This is a genomic window from Phytohabitans houttuyneae, from assembly GCF_011764425.1.
Classification (GTDB): Bacteria; Actinomycetota; Actinomycetes; order Mycobacteriales; family Micromonosporaceae; genus Phytohabitans; species Phytohabitans houttuyneae.
The window spans coordinates 984,972-1,003,408 of the sequence record NZ_BLPF01000003.1 but is presented as its reverse complement, the minus strand read 5'-3'; the positions used below and the strand labels follow the sequence as shown (position 1 = coordinate 1,003,408).

The 18,437-nt window shown below is 73.7% G+C and carries 19 protein-coding genes and 2 pseudogenes; 12 read left to right on the top strand and 9 right to left on the bottom strand.

All coding sequences use genetic code 11. The annotated features are described in order from the left end of the window. The first annotated feature begins 17 nt into the window (after nucleotides 1-17). Both Phou_RS39435 and Phou_RS39430 read left to right on the top strand, forming a co-directional pair. A complete protein-coding gene (locus tag Phou_RS39435) occupies nucleotides 18-1,193 on the top strand; it encodes an ROK family transcriptional regulator (protein ID WP_173067261.1) in 1,176 nt (391 codons plus the stop codon). Nucleotides 1,194-1,249: 56 nt separating this feature from the next. Beyond that, nucleotides 1,250-2,308: pseudogene (locus Phou_RS39430) on the top strand (ABC transporter substrate-binding protein); the annotation flags it as partial. Here the strand turns inward: Phou_RS39430 and Phou_RS53830 are convergent. Next, on the bottom strand, nucleotides 2,272-2,412 hold the full coding sequence (locus Phou_RS53830) for a hypothetical protein (protein ID WP_246274446.1): 141 nt from the start codon (nucleotides 2,410-2,412) through the stop codon (nucleotides 2,272-2,274). The pseudogene Phou_RS39430 and the gene Phou_RS53830 sit on opposite strands and share 37 nt — an antisense overlap. Before the next feature lie 164 nt (nucleotides 2,413-2,576). On the opposite strand from Phou_RS53830, the gene Phou_RS39425 reads away from it, so the two are divergent. Genes Phou_RS39425 through Phou_RS39410 form a run of 4 tightly spaced genes read left to right on the top strand, consistent with a single transcriptional unit; the run spans nucleotide 2,577 to nucleotide 6,479 of the window. Further along, nucleotides 2,577-3,500, top strand: coding sequence for a carbohydrate ABC transporter permease (locus tag Phou_RS39425; RefSeq protein WP_173067258.1), 924 nt, complete (start codon nucleotides 2,577-2,579; stop codon nucleotides 3,498-3,500). Then, entirely contained in the window at nucleotides 3,497-4,312 is an 816-nt protein-coding gene (locus Phou_RS39420) for a carbohydrate ABC transporter permease (protein WP_173067255.1), read from the top strand. The genes Phou_RS39425 and Phou_RS39420 overlap by 4 nt, the downstream gene beginning before the upstream one ends. Next, entirely contained in the window at nucleotides 4,309-5,511 is a 1,203-nt protein-coding gene (locus Phou_RS39415; protein WP_173067252.1) for a family 4 glycosyl hydrolase, read from the top strand. Before Phou_RS39420 ends, Phou_RS39415 begins: the two co-directional genes overlap by 4 nt. Beyond that, nucleotides 5,508-6,479, top strand: coding sequence for an N-acetylglucosamine kinase (locus Phou_RS39410; protein WP_173067249.1), 972 nt, complete (start codon nucleotides 5,508-5,510; stop codon nucleotides 6,477-6,479). The genes Phou_RS39415 and Phou_RS39410 overlap by 4 nt, the downstream gene beginning before the upstream one ends. Nucleotides 6,480-6,482: 3 nt before the next feature. On the opposite strand, the gene Phou_RS39405 is transcribed toward Phou_RS39410, so the two are convergent. After that, nucleotides 6,483-7,115, bottom strand: a complete 633-nt coding sequence (locus tag Phou_RS39405; RefSeq protein WP_173067246.1) for a DUF4232 domain-containing protein — start codon at nucleotides 7,113-7,115, stop codon at nucleotides 6,483-6,485. Nucleotides 7,116-7,147: 32 nt separating this feature from the next. Here Phou_RS39405 and Phou_RS39400 point away from each other — a divergent pair, with 32 nt between their 5' ends. From Phou_RS39400 to Phou_RS39390, 3 genes are read left to right on the top strand one after another with little or no spacing between them, the layout of a single operon-like run. Next, entirely contained in the window at nucleotides 7,148-8,128 is a 981-nt protein-coding gene (locus tag Phou_RS39400) for a zinc-binding dehydrogenase (protein WP_173067243.1), read from the top strand. Nucleotides 8,129-8,133: 5 nt separating this feature from the next. Then, nucleotides 8,134-8,445 (top strand): antibiotic biosynthesis monooxygenase family protein, encoded by a 312-nt coding sequence (locus tag Phou_RS39395; RefSeq protein WP_246274424.1) that lies wholly within the window; start codon nucleotides 8,134-8,136, stop codon nucleotides 8,443-8,445. A 14-nt stretch (nucleotides 8,446-8,459) separates the two neighbouring features. Continuing rightward, on the top strand, nucleotides 8,460-9,203 hold the full coding sequence (locus Phou_RS39390; protein ID WP_173067237.1) for an SAM-dependent methyltransferase: 744 nt from the start codon (nucleotides 8,460-8,462) through the stop codon (nucleotides 9,201-9,203). Here Phou_RS39390 and Phou_RS39385 read toward each other — a convergent pair. Together Phou_RS39385 and Phou_RS39380 are read right to left on the bottom strand one after the other, a co-directional pair. Beyond that, nucleotides 9,200-9,850: a response regulator transcription factor gene (locus tag Phou_RS39385; protein WP_173067234.1), complete on the bottom strand. Its 651-nt coding sequence runs from the start codon at nucleotides 9,848-9,850 to the stop codon at nucleotides 9,200-9,202. The two genes, Phou_RS39390 and Phou_RS39385, sit on opposite strands and share 4 nt — an antisense overlap. Beyond that, nucleotides 9,838-11,808 carry a sensor histidine kinase gene (locus Phou_RS39380; RefSeq protein WP_173067231.1) on the bottom strand — a complete coding sequence of 657 codons (1,971 nt, stop codon included), beginning with the start codon at nucleotides 11,806-11,808 and terminating at the stop codon, nucleotides 9,838-9,840. Before Phou_RS39380 ends, Phou_RS39385 begins: the two co-directional genes overlap by 13 nt. 158 nt (nucleotides 11,809-11,966) lie before the next feature. Here Phou_RS39380 and Phou_RS39375 point away from each other — a divergent pair, with 158 nt between their 5' ends. After that, nucleotides 11,967-12,620, top strand: coding sequence for a hypothetical protein (locus Phou_RS39375; protein ID WP_173067228.1), 654 nt, complete (start codon nucleotides 11,967-11,969; stop codon nucleotides 12,618-12,620). A gap of 24 nt (nucleotides 12,621-12,644) precedes the next feature. On the opposite strand, the gene Phou_RS39370 is transcribed toward Phou_RS39375, so the two are convergent. Genes Phou_RS39370 through Phou_RS39360 form a run of 3 tightly spaced genes read right to left on the bottom strand, consistent with a single transcriptional unit; the run spans nucleotide 12,645 to nucleotide 15,020 of the window. Further along, nucleotides 12,645-13,490 carry an AfsR/SARP family transcriptional regulator gene (locus Phou_RS39370; RefSeq protein ID WP_173067225.1) on the bottom strand — a complete coding sequence of 282 codons (846 nt, stop codon included), beginning with the start codon at nucleotides 13,488-13,490 and terminating at the stop codon, nucleotides 12,645-12,647. Further along, nucleotides 13,474-13,992 carry a hypothetical protein gene (locus Phou_RS39365; RefSeq protein WP_173067222.1) on the bottom strand — a complete coding sequence of 173 codons (519 nt, stop codon included), beginning with the start codon at nucleotides 13,990-13,992 and terminating at the stop codon, nucleotides 13,474-13,476. The genes Phou_RS39370 and Phou_RS39365 overlap by 17 nt, the downstream gene beginning before the upstream one ends. Further along, a complete protein-coding gene (locus Phou_RS39360; RefSeq protein WP_173067219.1) occupies nucleotides 13,989-15,020 on the bottom strand; it encodes a helix-turn-helix domain-containing protein in 1,032 nt (343 codons plus the stop codon). Before Phou_RS39360 ends, Phou_RS39365 begins: the two co-directional genes overlap by 4 nt. A gap of 509 nt (nucleotides 15,021-15,529) precedes the next feature. Between Phou_RS39360 and Phou_RS39355 the strand changes: the two genes are divergently transcribed. Beyond that, the gene (locus tag Phou_RS39355) at nucleotides 15,530-16,270 is read left to right on the top strand and encodes an NAD-dependent epimerase/dehydratase family protein (RefSeq protein ID WP_173067216.1); all 741 of its coding nucleotides are present in this window, start codon (nucleotides 15,530-15,532) and stop codon (nucleotides 16,268-16,270) included. A 61-nt stretch (nucleotides 16,271-16,331) separates the two neighbouring features. Here the strand turns inward: Phou_RS39355 and Phou_RS51730 are convergent, their stop codons facing one another. Both Phou_RS51730 and Phou_RS53825 read right to left on the bottom strand, forming a co-directional pair. After that, complete coding sequence (locus Phou_RS51730; protein WP_218579493.1) at nucleotides 16,332-16,937, bottom strand: GH12 family glycosyl hydrolase domain-containing protein; 606 nt, start codon at nucleotides 16,935-16,937, stop codon at nucleotides 16,332-16,334. 155 nt (nucleotides 16,938-17,092) lie between these two features. Continuing rightward, a pseudogene (locus Phou_RS53825) lies at nucleotides 17,093-17,407 on the bottom strand (cellulose binding domain-containing protein); the annotation flags it as partial. Nucleotides 17,408-17,525: 118 nt separating this feature from the next. Between Phou_RS53825 and Phou_RS39345 the strand changes: the two are divergent. Beyond that, nucleotides 17,526-18,293 carry a DUF4184 family protein gene (locus Phou_RS39345; protein ID WP_173067213.1) on the top strand — a complete coding sequence of 256 codons (768 nt, stop codon included), beginning with the start codon at nucleotides 17,526-17,528 and terminating at the stop codon, nucleotides 18,291-18,293. Nucleotides 18,294-18,437 lie beyond the last annotated feature (144 nt).

The window sequence follows — 18,437 nt, the reverse complement described above, 5'->3', positions numbered from 1 at the left end:
CGACCCCGGAGGGTGGGATGACGCGGCTGGCCGGCTCCTCCAAGCTGCTCCGAGCCATGAACGAGAGCGCGACCCTCGCACTCCTGCTCGACCGGGGCACGCTCACGCGGGGCGACCTGCGCGACCTCACCGGCCTGTCCAAACCCACGACGTCCGAGGTCATGCGGCGCCTGACCGACGCCGGCCTTGCCGTCGTGGTCGGCCACACCAGCGGCGGGCCGGGTCCGAGCGCGGAGATCTACGCGGCCAATCCGGCCGCGGGGCACGCCATCGCGATTTCGGTACGCGAGACGCAGCACCCGCACCTCACGGGAGTCCTGTGCGACCTGGCCGGGGCCGAGGTGGCCCGGGCCGAGGTCGCGGTCGCCGCCGACCCGGTGCCCACTGTGGTGGGGCTGGTCGACGGCTTGTCCCGCCGGGCGGGCCTGCCGGCGGGCAGCGTGCGGCTGGTCCAGATCGGACTGCCCGGCGCGTACGACGCGGCCGCCGGCGTCATCCGGCACATCGACGTGCCCGGGTGGGACCGGCCCGGCCTGGTCGCCGAGCTGGGCACCCGGCTGGGCGCCACCGTCGCGGCGGACAACGACGTCAACCTCGCCGCCATCGCCGAGCGCCACCACGGGGTGGCGGGCGAGGTGGAGAGCTTCGCGCTGGTGTGGTTCTCCGGCGGCCTCGGCCTCGCCATCGACCTTGGCGGCACGCTGCTGCGGGGCGCCCGGGGCGGCGCGGGCGAGATCGGGTACGTGCCGGTGGGCCTCGGCCGCGGCGCCGACCGCGCCGACCTGACCGACCTCGTCGGCGGCCCGGCGGTCCTCGCGCTCGCCCGCGAGCACGGCATCGACGCACCGACCCCGGAGGCGGCGGTCGCGGCCGGGGTGGCTGCGGCCGGCTCCGATCGGGCCGGCTCCTTCGTGGACGGGCTCGCCGAGCGGATCGCGTACGGGCTGGCCGCCGTGGCAGCCGTGCTCGACCCGCAGCTGATCGTGCTTGCCGGCGACGTCGGGCGGGCCGGTGGCGACACGCTCGCCCGCCGGGTCACCGCGGCGCTGCACTCCACCACGCCACTGGACACCGCGATCGCCGTCACCGGCGTCGCCGACGACCCCGTGCTGCTGGGCGCCCAGGTCGCCGCCCAGCGCGCCCTCCGCGATCAGATCATCGCCACCCTCCGGGACGCCGCACCCGCCGCATAGACCCCACACCCCACCCCCGATCCGCCGGAACACACCACCGGAAGGAGCGCTCCACCATGCCCTCAATGAGCCGAAAAATAGCTATAAGTAGCGCGATAGCCGTACTCGCTCTGGGCGCCTGTACGCCCGGCGAGCCGGAGAAGCCGGTCGCCTCCGCCGGCGCCGAAGCCTCCGGCAGTGTCGAGTTCTGGCACTTCTTCACCGATCGCGAGGCCAAGGCGATCGACACGATCGTGGCCGACTTCAAGGCCGCCCACCCGAAGATCGACGTGGTGGTCAAGTCGGGCCAGGACGACACCAAGATGCTCCAGGCGATCGGCGCCGGCCAGGGCCCCGACGTCGGCCTGTCCTACTCCACCGACACGGTCGGCAAGTTCTGCGCGAGCGGTGCGTGGCTGGACCTCAAGCAGTACATCGAGCGGGACGGCGTGGACCTCGCCAAGCTGCCGCCGACGGTGCGCAGCTACACCGAGTTCAAGGGCCGGCGGTGCGCGATGCCGTTCCTCGCCGACACGTACGGCTTCTACTACAACAGGACGCTCCTCGCCGAGGCCGGCATCACCGCGCCGCCCAAGACGCTGACCGAGCTGACCGACGCGGCCAAGAAGCTCACCAAGCGCAAGCCGGACGGCACGATCGAGCGGGCCGGCTTCCTGCCCCTGTTCGGCTTCTACGAGCACTCCCCCTCGCACCTCGCGCCCGCGGTCGGCGCCAAGTGGCTCAACGACGACGGCACCAGCGCGATCGGCTCCGACCAGGCATGGCTGGAGCTGCTGAAATGGCAGAAGGAGCTCGTCGACTGGTACGGCTACGACAAGCTGGAGAAGTTCCGCGCCAGCCTGGGCGACGAGTGGTCCGCCGACAACGCGTTCCACAAGGGACAGGTCGCGATGATGGTGGACGGCGAGTACCGGATCGCCTTCCTGCGCGACCAGGCCAAGGACGTGAAGTTCGGCACGGCACCGCTGCCGGTCAGCGACGCGCACCCCGACTGGTACGGCGGCGGCTACGTCACCGGCAACGTCATCGGGGTCTCCAAGACGGCCAAGAACCCCGAGGCCGCCTGGGAGCTGATCCGCTACCTGACCACCGACACGGCCGCGATCGTCAAGCTCGCCAACCTCATCAAGAACGTGCCGAGCACCACCGACGCCCTCGCCGCCCCGGCGACCTCGGCAACGACCCCGACTTCAAGGTGTTCCTCGACATCTTCGCCCACCCGCACACCTCGACCACCCGCCGAGCGCGGTCGGCCCGGCGTACGAGGAGGCGCTCGCCACGTACCTGCAGAAGTACCAGGCCGGGCCGGGCGGCGACCCGAGTGCCGGGCTCAAGGACGTGGACAAGCAGATCAACCAGCTCGTCCAGCTCGCGGGCTGATTGATGACCACCCTGGCACAACGCCGTCGGCGGGACCGGCTCACCGTGCTGAGCTTCATGGCGCCGGTCCTGCTCGGCCTGCTCGTGTTCCTCGTGTACCCCCTCGTCGCCAGCGTGTACTTCTCGTTCACCACGTTCGACCTGGTGAACGCGCCGCGCTGGGTGGGGCTGCGCAACTGGGAGCACCTGCTGCAGGACCCGAACGTGCGCACGGCGGCCGCCAACACGGCGTGGCTGGTGGTGGTGCTCGTGCCGGCGCGCATGCTCGGCGCGCTGGCCACCGGCATGCTGCTGGCACGGTTCAAGCGCGGCGCGGGCCTGTACCGCACGCTGTTCTACCTGCCCGCGCTCGCGCCGCCGGTGGCCGCCACGCTCGCCTTCGTCTTCCTCTTCAAGCCCGGCACCGGCCCGGTCAACACGCTGCTGGCGCAGATCGGCGTGCAGGGTCCACTGTGGTTCAACTCGCCGGAGTGGGCCAAGCCGTCGCTGGTGCTGCTGGGCCTGTGGGGCGTCGGCGACCTCATGATCATATTTTTGGCGGCGCTGCTGGACGTGCCGAAGGAGCAGTACGAGGCCGCCTCGCTCGACGGCGCCAACGTGGCGCACCAGTTCCGGTACGTGACACTGCCGAACATCGCGCCCGTGCTGCTGTTCGCCGCGGTCACCGGGGTGATCCAGACGTTGCAGTACTTCACCCAGGCGGCCGTCGCGGCCAGCGTCGCCTCCGGGCAGGCCACAACCGGCGGCGGGATCTCCTCCACGTTCGGCTATCCGGAAGGGTCCACATTCACCTATCCACTGTGGCTGTACGTGGTCGGCTTCCGGTACGGCGCGCTCGGCTACGCCAACACCCTCGCGGTCGTGCTGTTCGTCGTCGCGGCGGCGGTCACGGTCGTGATGCTGCGCAGGTTCCGGAGCTTCCTATGAGGTTGGCGTTCATAGCCCGGCACTCGATCGCGATCGCGCTCGGCGCCATGTTCCTGTGCCCGATCGTGTTCCTGGCGCTGACCTCCTTCATGGCAAGCGACCAGACCCTCACCGCCGACCTGTGGCCGGCCTCGTGGCACCCGGGCAACTACGCCGAGGTGTTCGCGCGCACCCCACTGCCCCGCTACCTGCTCAACACGGCCCTCTACGCCACCGGCGCGACGCTGTTCATGCTGCTGGCCAGCGTGCCCGCCGCGTACGCGCTGTCCAAGCTGCGGTGGCGCGGCCGCACCGCCATCTTCGTGGCGATCGTGTGCATGATGATGCTGCCGCCGCAGGTCACCACCGTCCCGCTGTACCTGATGTGGGCCGACTACGGCCTGACCGGCTCGCTGTGGCCGCTGGTGCTGCCGATGCTGCTCGGCGACGCGTTCTCCATCTTCCTGCTGCGGCAGTTTCTGCTCACCATCCCGGACGAGTACCTCGACGCCGCCCGGGTCGACGGCTGCGGCGAGTGGCGCACGCTGCTGCGCGTGGTGCTGCCGATGGCCCGGCCCGGCATCGCCGCCGCGGCCATGTTCCAGTTCTTCTACGCCTGGAACGACTACTACGGTCCGCTGCTCTACACCAGCGAGAACGAGTCCGCGTGGACGCTGTCGCTGGGGCTGGCCTCGTTTCGCACGCTGCACGCCGTCGAGTGGAACATCGTCTCGGCGGCCACACTGCTCACCATGGTGCCCATCGTCGTCGTCTTCTTCTTCGCGCAGAAGGCGTTCGTGCAGGGCGTGACACTCACGGGAGTCAAGGGATGAAGATCGCGGTCGTCGGCGGCGGTTCCACGTACACGCCGGAGCTTGTCGAGGGCTTCGCCCGCCTGCTGCCGGGGGCCGACCTGCACCTGCTGGACCCGGCCGCGGACCGGCTCGCCGTCGTCGGTCCCTTCGCGCGGCGGCTCAACCCCCGCGTCACCTGGACGACCGACCCGGACGAAGGGCTGGACGGGGCGGACATCGTGGTGATCCAGCTGCGGGTCGGCGGTCAGCAGGCCCGGATCCACGACGAGACGTTCCCCCTGGCCTGCGGCTGCGTCGGCCAGGAGACCACCGGGGCGGGCGGGCTGGCCAAGGCGGTACGGACGGTGCCGGTCGTCCTCGACATCGCCGAACGGGCCGCGCGCCGGGCGGCGCCGGGTGCCTGGATCGTCAACTTCACCAACCCGGTCGGCATCGTCACCCGCGCGCTGCTGGACGCCGGCCACCCGGCGGTCGGGCTGTGCAACGTGGCGATCGGGTTCCAGCGCCGCTTCGCCGAGCTGCTGGGCGTACCGCCCGACGCGGTCGACCTCGACCACGTGGGGCTCAACCACCTCACCTGGGAACGGGCCGCCCGTGTGGACGGCGTGGACCGCCTGCCGGCGCTGCTGTCGGAGTTCGGCGACGACCTCGCCGCGCAGGTGGGGCTCCCGCCCCAGGTGCTGTCCGCGCTGGGCAGCGTCCCCTCCTACTACCTGCGCTACTTCTACGCGCACGACCAGGTGGTGCGGGAGGAGCGAGGCCGCCCCACCCGCGCGCACGAGGTGGCCCGCATCGAGGCGGAGCTGCTGCGGCTATACGCCGACCCGGCGCTTTCGGAAAAGCCGCCGCTGCTGGCCCAGCGCGGCGGTGCGTACTACTCCGAGGCGGCGGTCGGCCTCGTCAACTCCCTCACCCTCGACGACGGCGCCCACCACGCCGCGAACGTCCGCAACAGCGGCACCTTGCCCTTCCTGCCCGACGAGGCGGTCATCGAGGTGACCTGCGAGGTCGGCGCGAGCGGTGCGACACCCCGGCCGGTGGCGCCGGTCGGGCCCGCGCTGTCCGGGCTCATCGCGGCGGTCGCGGCGTACGAGGAGCTGGCCGTCGCCGCCGCTGTCCATGGTGGACGGTCGCGGGTGTACTCGGCGCTGCTGGCCCACCCGCTCGTCGGCCAGCACGAGCGGGCCGAGGCCCTGGCGGGCGAGGTGCTCGCGTGAGCCGGCTCTTCCTCGCCGTCGACGGCGGCGCCACCAAGACCGCTCTCGTGCTCGGCACCTCGGCCGGCCAGGTGCTCGCGTCGGTGCGCGGCCCGGCGTCCAGCCCGCACTACGTGGGCGTACCCGGCTGTGTCGCGATCGTCGACGCGCTCGTGGCACAGGCCCGCGCGGCCGCCGGCCTGCCGCCCGGAACGGTGGTCGACCGGGCCGAGGTGTACCTGGCCGGCGCCGACCTGCCGGTCGAGGTGGACGTGCTGCACAAGGCGGTGGGCGAGGCCGGGTGGGCGCGCGAGCACCGGGTGGACAACGACACGTTCGCGCTGCTGCGGGCCGGCACGGACGCGCGAGACGCGGTCGCGGTCGTCTGCGGCACCGGCATCAACTGCCTCGGCCGCGACGCCGCCGGCCGCACCGCCCGCTTCCCCGCACTGGGGCAGATCACCGGCGACTGGGGCGGCGGCGAGCACCTGGCCGCGCTGGCGCTGTACCGCGCGGCACGCGGCGAGGACGGCCGCGACTCCCCCACCGCCCTGACCGCGGCGGTGGCCGCCCACTTCGGACGGTCCACAGTGGAGGATGTCGGCGCCGGCCTGCACCTGGGCGAGATACCCAAGGAGCGGATCAACGAGCTGTCGCCGGTGCTCTTCACGGTGGCGGCGGCCGGCGACCCCACCGCGCGGCGGATCGTGGCCCGGCAGGCGGACGAGATAGTACGGCTCGTGCGGGTGGCGGCCACGCGCCTGGACCTGCGCGACCTGCCGTACGCGGTGGTGCTCGGCGGCGGCGTGCTGGCCGCCCGGCACCCGCTGCTGATGGACGCGGTCGAGGCCGGCATCGCCGAGCACTCCCCGCACGCCACGCTCGCCGTGCTCGCCGCCGCGCCGGTGACGGGTGCGGCGCTGCTCGCGCTGGACGCCTTCGGCGCACCGGCGTCGGCCGGCCGGGCCCTGCGCGCGGCGCTGCCGTGACCGTCAGCGGTACGCGACCCAGGGCGCCACGCCCAGCTTGCCGGTGTTGCCGAGGTCGATGCCGCCGTCCGGCTCGATGACCTGCGACGGCGCGCCGTCCGCGACCGCGACCTGCACGTAGCGGCCCAGCGTGGCCCGCACCGAGGCGTCGGTGACCGTGTTGCGCCACAGCAGCGCGGTCATCGCCCGCTCCCCCGGCCGCAGCGTCACCGCCGTGGCCGCGGCGTCGAAGCTGGGCACCGTCGCGATACCGGACGAGCCGGGCGTGGCCGCGACATCGATCGTCCCGCGGTCCTCGTCCAGCAGGCGCACCGCCGGATGGCCGTGCAGGGTGCGCGGCACCGCGCCGCAGTTGGTCACGACGATCTGCAGCACCCGCAGCCCCATCGCGGCCTCGGCGCCGCCCGGCCGCACGGACAGGCCGGACTGCGGGCAGGCGGCCGGCGCCGGGCTGTGCGGCGGTGACGGTGAAGGCGCCGTCCGGCTGGGCAGGGCTCGCGCCGACGGCTGCTCGCCGCCGCCGCCGCCGTCACCGGCGAGCGCCCCGATGGCCACGACGGCGACCGGGGCGGCCAGCGCCACCCCGACCGCGAGCCGGATGAGGGGCCACATCCAGGGGCGGGGCGCGCGTTCCATGCCACGAGACTACGGGTGGGTAAGGTTTGATCATGCGAGCGGTCGTGCTGTCCGGGCCCGGTCCGGTGGAAAACCTCGAGCTGCGGGACATCCCGCTGCCCGAGGCACCGCCCGGCTGGGTGCGGATCGCGGTGAAGGCGTTCGGCCTCAACCGCTCCGAGCTGCACCTGCGCCTGGGGTACGCGGAGAACGCGCGCTTCCCGGTGGTACCCGGAATCGAAGCCGTCGGCGTCGTGGACGCCGCGCCGGACGGCGACCTCGCGCCCGGCCAGCAGGTGGCGGCCATGATGGGCGGGATGGGCCGCGCGTTCGACGGCGGCTACGCCGAGTACACGGTGGTCCCCCGCGCCCAGGTCATCCCGTTCCGCTCGCAGCTGCCGTGGTCGGTGCTGGGCGCGGTGCCGGAGACGCTGCAGACCGCGTACGGGTCGCTGACCACCGGCCTCGACCTGCGCGCCGGGCAGAGCCTGCTGATCCGCGGCGGCACCTCCGCGCTGGGATACGCGGCCGCCGCACTCGCCCGCGACACCGGCGCCACCGTGCTCGCGACCACCCGCCAGCCCGACCGCCTGGACGCCCTCGCCGCGCACGGCGTCGATCACCCGATCCTCGACGGCGGCGCGGTCGCCGAGCAGGTGCGCCGGATCGTGCCGGGCGGGGTGGACGCCGCGCTGGAGCTGGTCGGCACGCCCACGCTGCCGGACACGCTGGCCGCGACGCGGGTGCACGGCACGGTCTGCTTCGCCGGCATGCTCTCCAACGTGTGGACGGTCAAGGACTTCTACCCCATCGGGTACATACCGAGCGGCGTGCGCCTCACCGGCTACGGCGGAGAGGCCTCGGACCTGCCCGCAGCCGTGCTGCAACGCGTCCTGGACCGGCTGGCGGCCGGTGAGCTGTCGCTGGGACCGGTGCGGACCTACCGGTTCGGCCAGGTGCGGGACGCGCACCGCGACATGGAGTCCAACGCCGCCGGCGGCAAGCTCGTGGTGACGCTCGAGGACGGGAGTTGACGGCGATGGTGGTACGGGAGTGGTCCGGCACGGTGCGCGACGAGGACGCCGCCGCCTACCTGGAGCTGATGGTGCGGCACGCGATCCCCGACTACCGCGCGGTGCCGGGAAACCTCGGCGCCCAGGTGTGGCACCGCCCGGACGGCGACGGCGTGGTCCGGTTCGTCACCGTCTCGTGGTGGCAGTCGCGGGCGGCGATCACCGCGTTCGCCGGCGACGACATCGAGACCGCGCGGTACTACGACTTCGACGACCGCTACCTCGTCGACCGCGGTCCGGTCGTGCGCCACTACGACGCGGCCGGATCCCAGCCATAGGGTTGACTGCTGAGGTGGATCGTCAACGGCTGAGCAGCATCGCGCACTCGCACCATCCGATCGCGGCGCCGATCTTCGGCGTGAACGTCAACCGCCTCCTGCGCCGGGCCGGGCGCGAGCCCCGCGCACGCATCCTCGACCTCGGCTGCGGCGAGGGCGCCTGGGCGCTGCAGGCCCTGGCCCACTACCCGGACGGGCACGCGGACGGCGTCGACACCAACCCGTACGCGCTGGAGCGCGCCGCCGACGCGGCCGCGGCGCGCGGGCTGGCCGAGCGGCTCACGCTGCACGAGCGGGACGCGCACACGTACGTGCCGGACGGCGACTACGACCTGGTGATGTGCGTCGGCGCGACGCACGCGTTCGGCGGGTTCGCCGGCACGTTGCGGGAGGCCGGCCGGCACGTCAACGACCACGGCATCCTCCTGGTCGGCGAGGGCTTCTGGGCGGTACCGCCGACCGCCGCCGCCCTCGCCGCGCTGGACGCCGGGCCGGGCGACTACACCGACCTGCCGGGGTTGCTCGACACCGTCGACGAGGCCGGGTGGGCCGCGGTGTACGCGCACGTCAGCGACGCCGCCGAGTGGGACGACTACGAGTGGTCCTGGATCGGGTCGCTCACCGAGTGGGCCTTGGACAACCCCGGCCACCCCGACGCCGCGCAGGCCCTCGCCGCCGCCCGCGAGCACCGTGAGCAGTGGCTGCGCGGGTACCGGGACGTGCTCGGCTTCGTGACGCTCGTCCTGCGCAGGCGCTAAGGGATCCGGTGCACGGCGCGCAGGTGCGCCAGTACCGCGAGCACCCGGCGGTGGCCGCCTTCGCTTTCCGGGATGTCGAGCTTGGTCAGGATGTGGCGCACGTGCGCCTCGACGGTGCGTTCGCTGAGGACGAGGCGGCCGGCGATGCCGGTGTTGGTCAGGCCCTGCGCCATCAGCTCCAGCACGGTCCGCTCCCGCTCGGATAGCCTGCCCAACTGTCCACCGTGGACCGGTGCGACGAGGTGGGCGACGACGCGCGGCTCGAGGGCGGAGCCGCCGTTGGCGACCCGCTCGGCGGTGGCCAGGAAGTCGCCGACCTCCAGCACCCGGTCTTTGAGCAGGTATCCGAAGCCCGCCTGGGCGACCAGCGTCACGGCGTGCGCGGTCTCGATGTGCTGGGACAGCAGCAGCACGCCGACCTCCGGGTGCGCCGCCTTGATCGCCGTCGCGACGCGGGCGCCCTCGTCGGTGAACGTCGGCGGCATGCGGATGTCCAGCACGACGAGGTCCGGGAGGGTGGCCGCGACCGTCGCTGGCAGGTCCTCGGCGTCGGCGCGGGTGGCCACCACCTCGTGGCCGCCGTCCCGGAACAGGCGGGCCAGCCCTTCGCGGAGCAGGGCCTGGTCTTCGGCGATCACGACGCGCATGGAAACTCCGCGGTCAGCACCGTGCCGCGTCCCGGCACGCTGTCGAGGACGAGCGTGCCGCCGTGCGTGGCGACCCGGTCGGAGAGGCCGGTCAGGCCGGAGCGGTCACGCGGGCGGGCGCCGCCCACCCCGTCGTCGATGACCCGCACGACGAGCCTGTCCCGCTGCCGGCCGGCGCTGAGCACGACCGTGCTCGCTCCGGCGTGCTTGACCGCGTTGGTCAGGCCCTCGCAGACGGTGAAGTAGGCGGCCGTCTCCACGTCGGCGGGAAACCGGTCGGCGGTCGCGTCGACGCGCACGGGCAGCGGTGCGCGGCGGGCGAGCTCGCGCAGCGCCGGACCCAGCCCGCCGTCCAGGTGTGCCGGCCGCAGTCCCTGCGCGAGCTCGCGGAGCTCGTCGATGGCCACCGTGATCTCGGCGATCGCGCCGTCGATGGTGCGCACCGCCTCGCCCGCGCCGGACCCGATCGAATGCTGCGCGTGCCGCAGCGCCAGGCCGATCGACACCAGCCGCTGCTGGGCCCCGTCGTGCAGGTCACGCTCGATGCGGCGGCGCTCGGCGTCGGCGACGGCGACGATCCGGGCCCGGGACGCCTCCACCTCGCCCAGCCGCCGGCGCAGCTCCACCCGCAGCCGGGCCATCTCGACGGCCAGCGCGCCCACGTCCAGCAGCGTGGGCAGCAGCGCGTGGGCCCGCTCCGGCGCCGCGCCGGTCAGCGCCACGCCGAGCGTGGTGCCCCCGTGGCGGATCGGCCACCGCTCGCGCGCGTCGTCCGGCCGGTCCACCACCGGCTGGCCGCGCAGGTCGACGGCGGTCCCGCTGTCGGGCAGGTGGATGCGCACGTCGAGGTCGTCGACGTCGAGCGCCCTGCGCAGCACCCCCTGGATCTGCTCCGGCGCGGCCCGGCCGGCGCGCAGATCCTCCAAAAAGCCGCTCACCTGGCTGACCGCCGCGTAACGGGCCCGGTTGAAGCGGCGGTCGACGCCGGCCTGGAGGCGGTCGCGCAGCGGCCGGAACGCGACCGCGACCACCAGCGTCGCCCCGGCCGTGACCCACGCCGAACGGCCGCCGGCGACGATGCCGAGCACCAGCGCGCTGGCCGCGTACGCCGCGGCGAGCAGGGCGGTGAGCGTCAGGTAGACGACGGTGCGGCTGATGACCAGGTCGATGTCGTACAGCCGGTACCGCAGGATCGCGACGCAGGTGGCGACCGGCAGCGCGGCGAGCGCGACCGCCGAGACCGACTGCACGATCGGGAACACGCTCCACAGCAGCGCCACCAGCGGCAGGAGCCCGACGCTCACCGCGGCGCCGAAGACCACCCACTTGAGCTGCAGCCGCTCCACACCGGTCGCCCGCCGCAACCGCAGCACCAGCGGGACCACCGAGGCGACCAGCGAGGCCAGGAACAACGCCATCCCGGCCGCGACGAGAGGGCCGGCCGGCAGCTGCGGCACCACGTACGGGTTGCGGCCGGTCAGAAACTCCGACCCGAGGTCGGGGCCGAACGCCCACCCGGGCAGCAGCAGGGCGGCGCCGGCGACGTTGACCCAGGCGACGGCCCGCCAGCGGTCGCGCGGCAGCCGCCCGTCCGGAAACAACAGCAGCGTGAACACGATCGCGGTACCGGCCGGGATCCAGCTCACCGCCGAGATCCACTCACCCAGCGGCCCGGCCGGCCAGCCGTGCGCCGGAGCGCGCAGTCCCCAGCCCTGCGCCACGTCCGCGGTCACCGCGGTGGCCAGCGCCGTCGCGCTGAAGAGCCACCCGATCGCGTTACGCGGGTGCCGCGCGGCGATCAACGCGCCCGAAGCGGCGAGCGTGACCGTGTAAAGGCAGTACACGACCGTCTGGAAGCGCGGCTCGAGGCCCCACGACAGCGCGACCCCGACGGCCTCCAGCACCAGCGTCGTTACGAGCAACGACGCCGGCAGCGCACCCAGCCGCACACCCCTCACGTGCGGAATCCTCCCAACCGCCGCGGGCCGCGGGCAATCGTGCCAACGCGTGGTCCCGCTCAGTGCCAGCACTGACGCCGCGATTGCGATCCCGCACCGATGCCCCGGCCCGCCGCCCGTTCCTACGGTGCCTGCAACACCCCGGAACGGAGGAAACCATGAACACTTCCACTGTCGAGTCGACCAACCGGGCCGCGCTGGCCTTCATCGTCGGTGCGGCCGGCACCGCGCTCAGCGGCGTGATCGTGCAGCTCGCCGTCCAGCCGGCCAGCGACGTACCGGACGACCGGTGGAGCTACCCGTGGTCGGCGGACGCGTTCGTCGCCGTGACCGCCGTCTACGCGCTCTGGCACGTGCTCATCGCGATCGGGCTGGTGGGCTTCGGCCGCAGCGGCGCCGCCGGCGCGTCGTTCAGCGGGCGGTGGGGCGTGCGCCTCGCCGTGGTCGGCACGCTCATCCTCACCGCCGCCGAGCTGGCCTCGATCCCGATCCGCGACGCGGCGCTGGACGACACGGCCGCGGGCGCCGTCGGGACGATGTTCGGCCTCGGCACCCTTGTCTCCGCCGCCGGCCTGCTGCTGGCCGGCGCCGGAACGCTCGCCGCGGGCGTCTGGCGGGGATGGCGGCGGTACACGCCGATCGTGGCCGGTGCCTGGACCACCGCGCTGCTCGGCCTCGCGCTCACCAAGGCGCTCGCCGGCGGCGTCGGCGTGTACGGCCTGCTGCTGCTCGCGATGGCCGTCGCCCTGCACACGCGGCCGCGGGCGGCCGCCGATCCCGCCGCGCCGCGTGCGGCCACCGCCCGTGGCTGAGCCGGAGCCGGGCCGGCCGCGCACCTACGGGCGGGTGCGCGGCCGCAGCCTGGGGCGGTGGGCGCCGCGGCGGGCACGGTTGACGCGGCGCCCGGGTGCGGCCACCGCCGGGTCGTGCACGAGCACCGCGCGGTGGGTGGCCAGCAGCTCCCGGCCGGGCCGGACGCCGAGCTCGTCGGCGAGCAGCTCGCGGACCCTGCCGAACGCCTCCAGTGCCTCCGCCTGCCGGCCGGACCGGTACAGGGCCACCATCAGCCGGCACCACAGCGACTCGCGCAGCGGCTGGCGGGCGGTCAGGTCGCGCAGCTGCGGTACGAGGTCGGCGTGGGCACCGGTGGCCATCAGCAGGTCGACGCGGCGTTCGTTCGCGGCGTACCACTGCTCGGCCAGTCCCGGCGCGTACTCGGCCACGAGCGCGTCCGAGCCCACGTCCTGCAGCGGCTCGCCGTGCGCCCGCCAGCAGGCCAGCGCGCGGTCCAGCAGGTCCAGCTCGGCCGCACCGCCGGCGGTACGGGACGCGCGCAGCAGGGCGCGGAAGCGGTGCACGTCGACCGCGTCGGGCGGTACCGCCAGCGCGTACCCGCCGGCCGTGCCGCGGATCACGTCCATGCCGAGGTCCTGCCGCAGCCGGGTCACCACAGTGGACAGTGCCCGGCGGGCGTGCGACGGGACGTCCTCGCCCCACAGGTAGCGGGCCAGCGCGGCGGTGCCGACGCTCTGCCCGGCCGCGAGCGCGAGGGCGGTGAGGATCACCTGCCGCCGCGGCGCGGTGATGGTCACCGGCCGCCCGTGCGCGAGCACCCGCACCGGGCCGAGCAGCCCCACCTGCAGCGCGTCACTGGCCGCGAGCGCCCTACCAGCAGCCGCCACAGGTGCCGCCTCCCCCTTGGTCGAACGGGACAAAGCGCACCGGCCGGTCCACCAGCGGATCGCTGGTCGGCAACGGCTCCACGGCCACATATCCCGACGGGTACCGCTCCACGCGCACGCACCCGACCCGCACGTCGTAGTCGGTGACCACGCAGATGCCCAGCTCCGGCGCGTCGGGCAGCTTGGCGGTGGCGGCGAACAGCGTCGGCGCGGTCAGGGAGTAGATCTGCAGCCACTGCCCCGGCGCCACCGCCTCGCCCTTGCGGGGGTAGAGGCCGTGACCGAACCTGGCACCGGGCACGTCCGGCGACGCCGCGCAGTCCAGGTGCCACTCCATCGTGAGGTTCAGGCCGTCCGGGCTGGCGACGGCGCGGTCGATGGCGCCGGAGGTACACGGGATGCGTTTCCATTCGTCGGACGCGGCCCGCGCCGGCCCGGCGGTGGCCACCACGACGGACGCGGCGGCGAGCGCGGCCACCACCCGTACGAATGCGCGCCTCACGGCTGGCTCCCTTCCTCGTGCTCGCCGGCCGGCCCGGCGGGCGGCGTGACCGCGTGCATCGCGCCGAGGGCCAGGCCGAGCTGAAACCTGTTCTCCACGCCGACGCGGTCCATCAGGCCGCGCAGGGTGTACGTGAGCGTGCGCGTCGACACGCCGAGCTGCTTGGCGGCGGTGGCGTCCGTGTGCCCGTCGGCGAGCAACGCGATCACCGCCTTCTCCCGTTGGGTGAGCACGAGCGAGGGCACTCCGTTCCGGCATGGATCTGTCGCGCCACTCCACTGGCGGACAAACAGGCTGACCAGGGACTCGACCGCGGCCGGCTCGGTAAACTCCCAGCTGCCGTGGTCCAGGTCGAGCGGGTCGACCGCGACCAGCGCCACCCGCCGGTCGAAAATCATCATCTTGTGCGGCAGCCGGTCGGCGAGCCGGTACTCGCCGCCGAGCCGCGCGAACCGCACCGCGTACGCCGACGACCGGTCGCCGTCCGCCGGCGGCAGTCCGAGCGAGCGCACACGCACCTTGCGGCCCAGCAGGTCGGCGTCGATGGCCGAGCCGATCGCCAGCGTGTCGGAGCTGAACGCCTGCTCCGGGTTCATCGCCAGGTGCTCGGCACGCTCGACCGCCACCAGCTGCGCGATCCGCTGCCGGGTCGCCCGCAGATCCGGCAGCAGCCGCGCCGGCACCGGCCCCGGACCCGCGCGCCCCGGCGCGGGCACCCGGTGCAGCGCCCGCCGCCGCAACGCCTTGACCGCCGCGTCCGGCGGTACCGCATGCCAGCTGAGACCGTCGACCGCGCCCGCCGCCGGCCCTTGGCCGCCCCGCACCAGGTCCGCCGCGACGAGCTCGTCGAGCGCGGCGCGCACCCGGCGCGGGGCCAGGCCGAGGTCCGCCGCGACGTCGCCCGCCCGCTGCGCACCGAAGCTCACCAGGCACCGGTACACCAGGTCGGCGTCCGCCGAGACACCCCACCGCACCAGCGACGGCACCGCGCGGCCGACGGTCAGCACCCCCCGTTCGCTACCAGCCATGTACAACCTCCCCCGTTGATGGCCGATACGGACGCATACAAGCACAGGACGCCGACCATGTCTCCACCCACAAGATCCACTAGCGAGATCCGTTGCTGAATAGCGCAACCCTCACTGCTCGAACCGTCGGCGGTCCCGCCGCGGGGTCGCTCCCGACTTGGACGCACGCCCAGCTGAACCGAGGTCCGGCCCCACCGCCCTTCGCAGATCGTGGACGCCAACTGCCCACCCAGGGGCCGCTCGCGTCCACGATCACAAAGCGCCGGGACGTGGCTGTCCACCGCGGACGGTGGCTGCCCGAGCGCGGCAAGCGCGCAGCTTGACGGCGGGCGGGGCAGGACCTTGTCGTCGCGGAGGGTGAGGCCGCGGGAGCAACGGTCCGGACCACCGCGGACGTCGCGGTAGCCCAAGTCTTGATCGGTGAGGGACAACAGCCACCATCGTGCGGATCGTGGAAAGCTGTCCGGGTCGAGAGCTGGCTCGGCGGGTGATGGTGGGATGGTGAGCGCGTGAAGGTCCTGGTCACCGGTGCCGCCGGTGGGGTCGCGCGGCTGCTGCTCGGCGGCCTGGCCCCGGCGTTCGACCTGCGCCTCACCGACGTGGCGGGCGGCGCGGGGGTGGTCGCCGGCGACCTGTGCGAGCCGGCGTTCGCGCGGGAGGTGTGCGCGGGCGTCGACGCGGTCGTACACCTCGCGGCCAACGCCGACCCCGACGCGCAGTGGGCGGACCTGCGCGGGCCCAACGCCGACGCGGTCGTCAACGTCCTGGACGCCTCGGTCGCCGCGGGCGTGCCGCGGGTGGTGCTCGCCAGCTCGCTGCACGCGCTGGGTGGGTACGTCGACGCCGGGGTGGCCGAGGTGGGCGAGGACGCGCCGCCGTACCCGTGCTGCGCCTACGGGGCGCTCAAGGTGTTCGCGGAGGCGACCGCCCGGGTTTACGCGGACCGGTTCGGCCTGCGGGTCGCCTGCCTTCGCCTGGGCGGGGTGCGCGACGAGCCGCCGGCCCGCAGCTGGCTGCCCGGGTGGCTGAGCGGGCCCGACCTGGTGCGGCTGGTGACGGGCGCGCTCACCGCCGACGTGGGGTACGGCGTCTACCACGGCGTCTCGGCCAACTCGACCCCGCAGTGGCGCTGTGACCGGGCGCGCGCCGAGCTGGGCTACGCGCCGCGGGACGACTCCGCCCGCTACGCCGCCGGGCTCCCCGACGACCTGGCCGGCGCGGGCGGGGCGCGGCGACTGCACCTGACCTGAAGGCGCGTGGGACGTGAAAGGGGTGCGGGACCGCCGCGCCCACACCCCTTTTCCGCCCGGGTCAGCTGAACGCGACCGAGTAGCTGTTGGTCGTGAAGTTGAGGCCACCCGCCGACGAGGTGATCTCGTAGCCCAGCTGCACGTCGCCGATCAGCACGTCGCCGTACCAGCCCTGCGTGCGGATCCAGTTCATGACGGCCAGGATGTCGATGGAGCCGGAGTTGGTGTTGCTCGTGCGGATGAACGAGAACACCTCGTTGGCGCCATTCGAGCCGCGGTAGATCTGCCACGTGTGGCCGCCGACGCTCGCCGTGGTCTGCAGCGAGCCGAGCGGGCCGACCGGGCCGGTCTTGTTCATCCACAGCATGATCTCGTAGGCGTGGTTGTTGGCCCAGATGTCGTACGTGGTGGCGTACGCGCCGCTGCTCGGCACCGTCACGTTGAAGCTGCTCGTCAACGTGCGCAGCGCGCTCAGGTTGCGGTTCACGTTCCGGGTCGCGTTGGGGTACGACTTGACGCCGCCCGTGTTCGGGTGGTTGGCGGTGACGCCCCAGTTGCTGTACGAGTTGGCCCAGATCGTCTGCGTGCCGGCGCCGCTGCCCCAGATGTTGTTGTAGAGCGTGTACCCGCCGTTGGTCCACGTCCCCACTGGTCGGACGAGGTCCACGCGACCCCACCCGGCGGCCGCGTGGTGGGCGGCGCGGCGGTCGTGGGCGGCGCGGCGGTGGTGGGTGTGGGGTTGCCCGGCGTGGTCGAGCCGGTGCAGGCGACCCCGTTCAGCGTGAAGGCGGTGGGCGTCGAGTTCGTGCCGTTCCAGGTGCCGTTGAAGCCGGGCGTGACCGTCGCGTTGGTCCCGAGGCCGCCGTTGTACGAGGTGTTGGCCACCGTGACGCGTGAGCCGCTCTGCGTGAAGACGCCGTTCCACCCCTGGGTGACGGTCTGCCCGTTGGCGAAGCTCCACTCCAGTCGCCAGCTGGTGAGCGGGTCGCCGAGGTTGGTGATGGCGACGTTCGCGGTGAAGCCGCCCGGCCACTGGTTCGTCGTGTAGCCGACCCGGCAACCGGTGGCCGCGCTCGCCTGGGCGGCCACCACGACGGCCACGCCCGTGGCCAACGTGAGCACGGCCGCCAAGCCCATGCCGGTACGTGGTCTCATGTCGACCTCTCTCCATATAGTTGGGCGTCTATACAAACTTTTCCCACATCCTGCCAGCCCGGCAAGACCACGACAACTGTCAATGTTGTGGAATCGTCCGGTGCCGTTCACCGCCAGCCACGCCGCGGCCGTGCTGCCCCTCATGCGCTGGGGACTGCCGCCGTCGGCGCTGGTGATCGGCAGCATGTCGCCCGACCTGCCGTACTACCTGCCCACGCCCATGGACGGCGGCACGACGCACAGCGCGGCCGGCGTGCTCGGCGCCGACCTGCTGGCCGGTCTTGTGGTGTTCGCGGCGTGGCACGCGCTGCTGGCCCCGTTCGCGATCGCCGTCGCCCCGGCCGCACTCCGCGCGCGGCTTCCCCGGCCCGCGCCGGCCGGCGCCCACCCGGCCCTGCGCGCGGCGCGCGTAGTGGCCGCGCTGGTCCTCGGCGCCGCCACACACGTGGTGTGGGACTCGTTCACCCACATTGGACGGTGGGGACCCGCGCACCTCGACTGGCTCGCGCGCGCGCACGCCGGCCTGCCGGGCTACCGGTGGGCGCAGTACGCCAGCGGCCTGGCCGGCGCCGCCGTGATCGGGTGGTGCCTGGTCCGCTGGTGGCGGGCGACGCCTCCGGCACCGGCCGCGCGGCACCCACGGGCGCCACGCGGGTTCGCGGCCGCGAGCTGGGCACTCATCGCGCTGGCGACCGCGGCCGGCGCTTTGGTCGCCGCCCTGCCCGCCCTGCGGGACGCCGACCCGCGCGAGGCGCTCTTCCTGGCCGTCACCCGCGGCGGCGGCGCAGGGCTCGCCGCCGCGGCCCTCTGCGCCGCCGTGCTGGTTTCCCGCCCGATCCCGGCCGGCGACCGCGGCCCGACGCGTTGATCAGGGAGTTGGTGGGCGTGTCGCTCGGCGTGTCCACCCACGAAGTCCCTGATCAACCGTGCGGCGTCAGGACACGCCGGCCGCGGAGATCGGCGCCGTAAAGCGTGGGCTTTTCCATTGTCATTTGCCGTCTCTGGACACAAT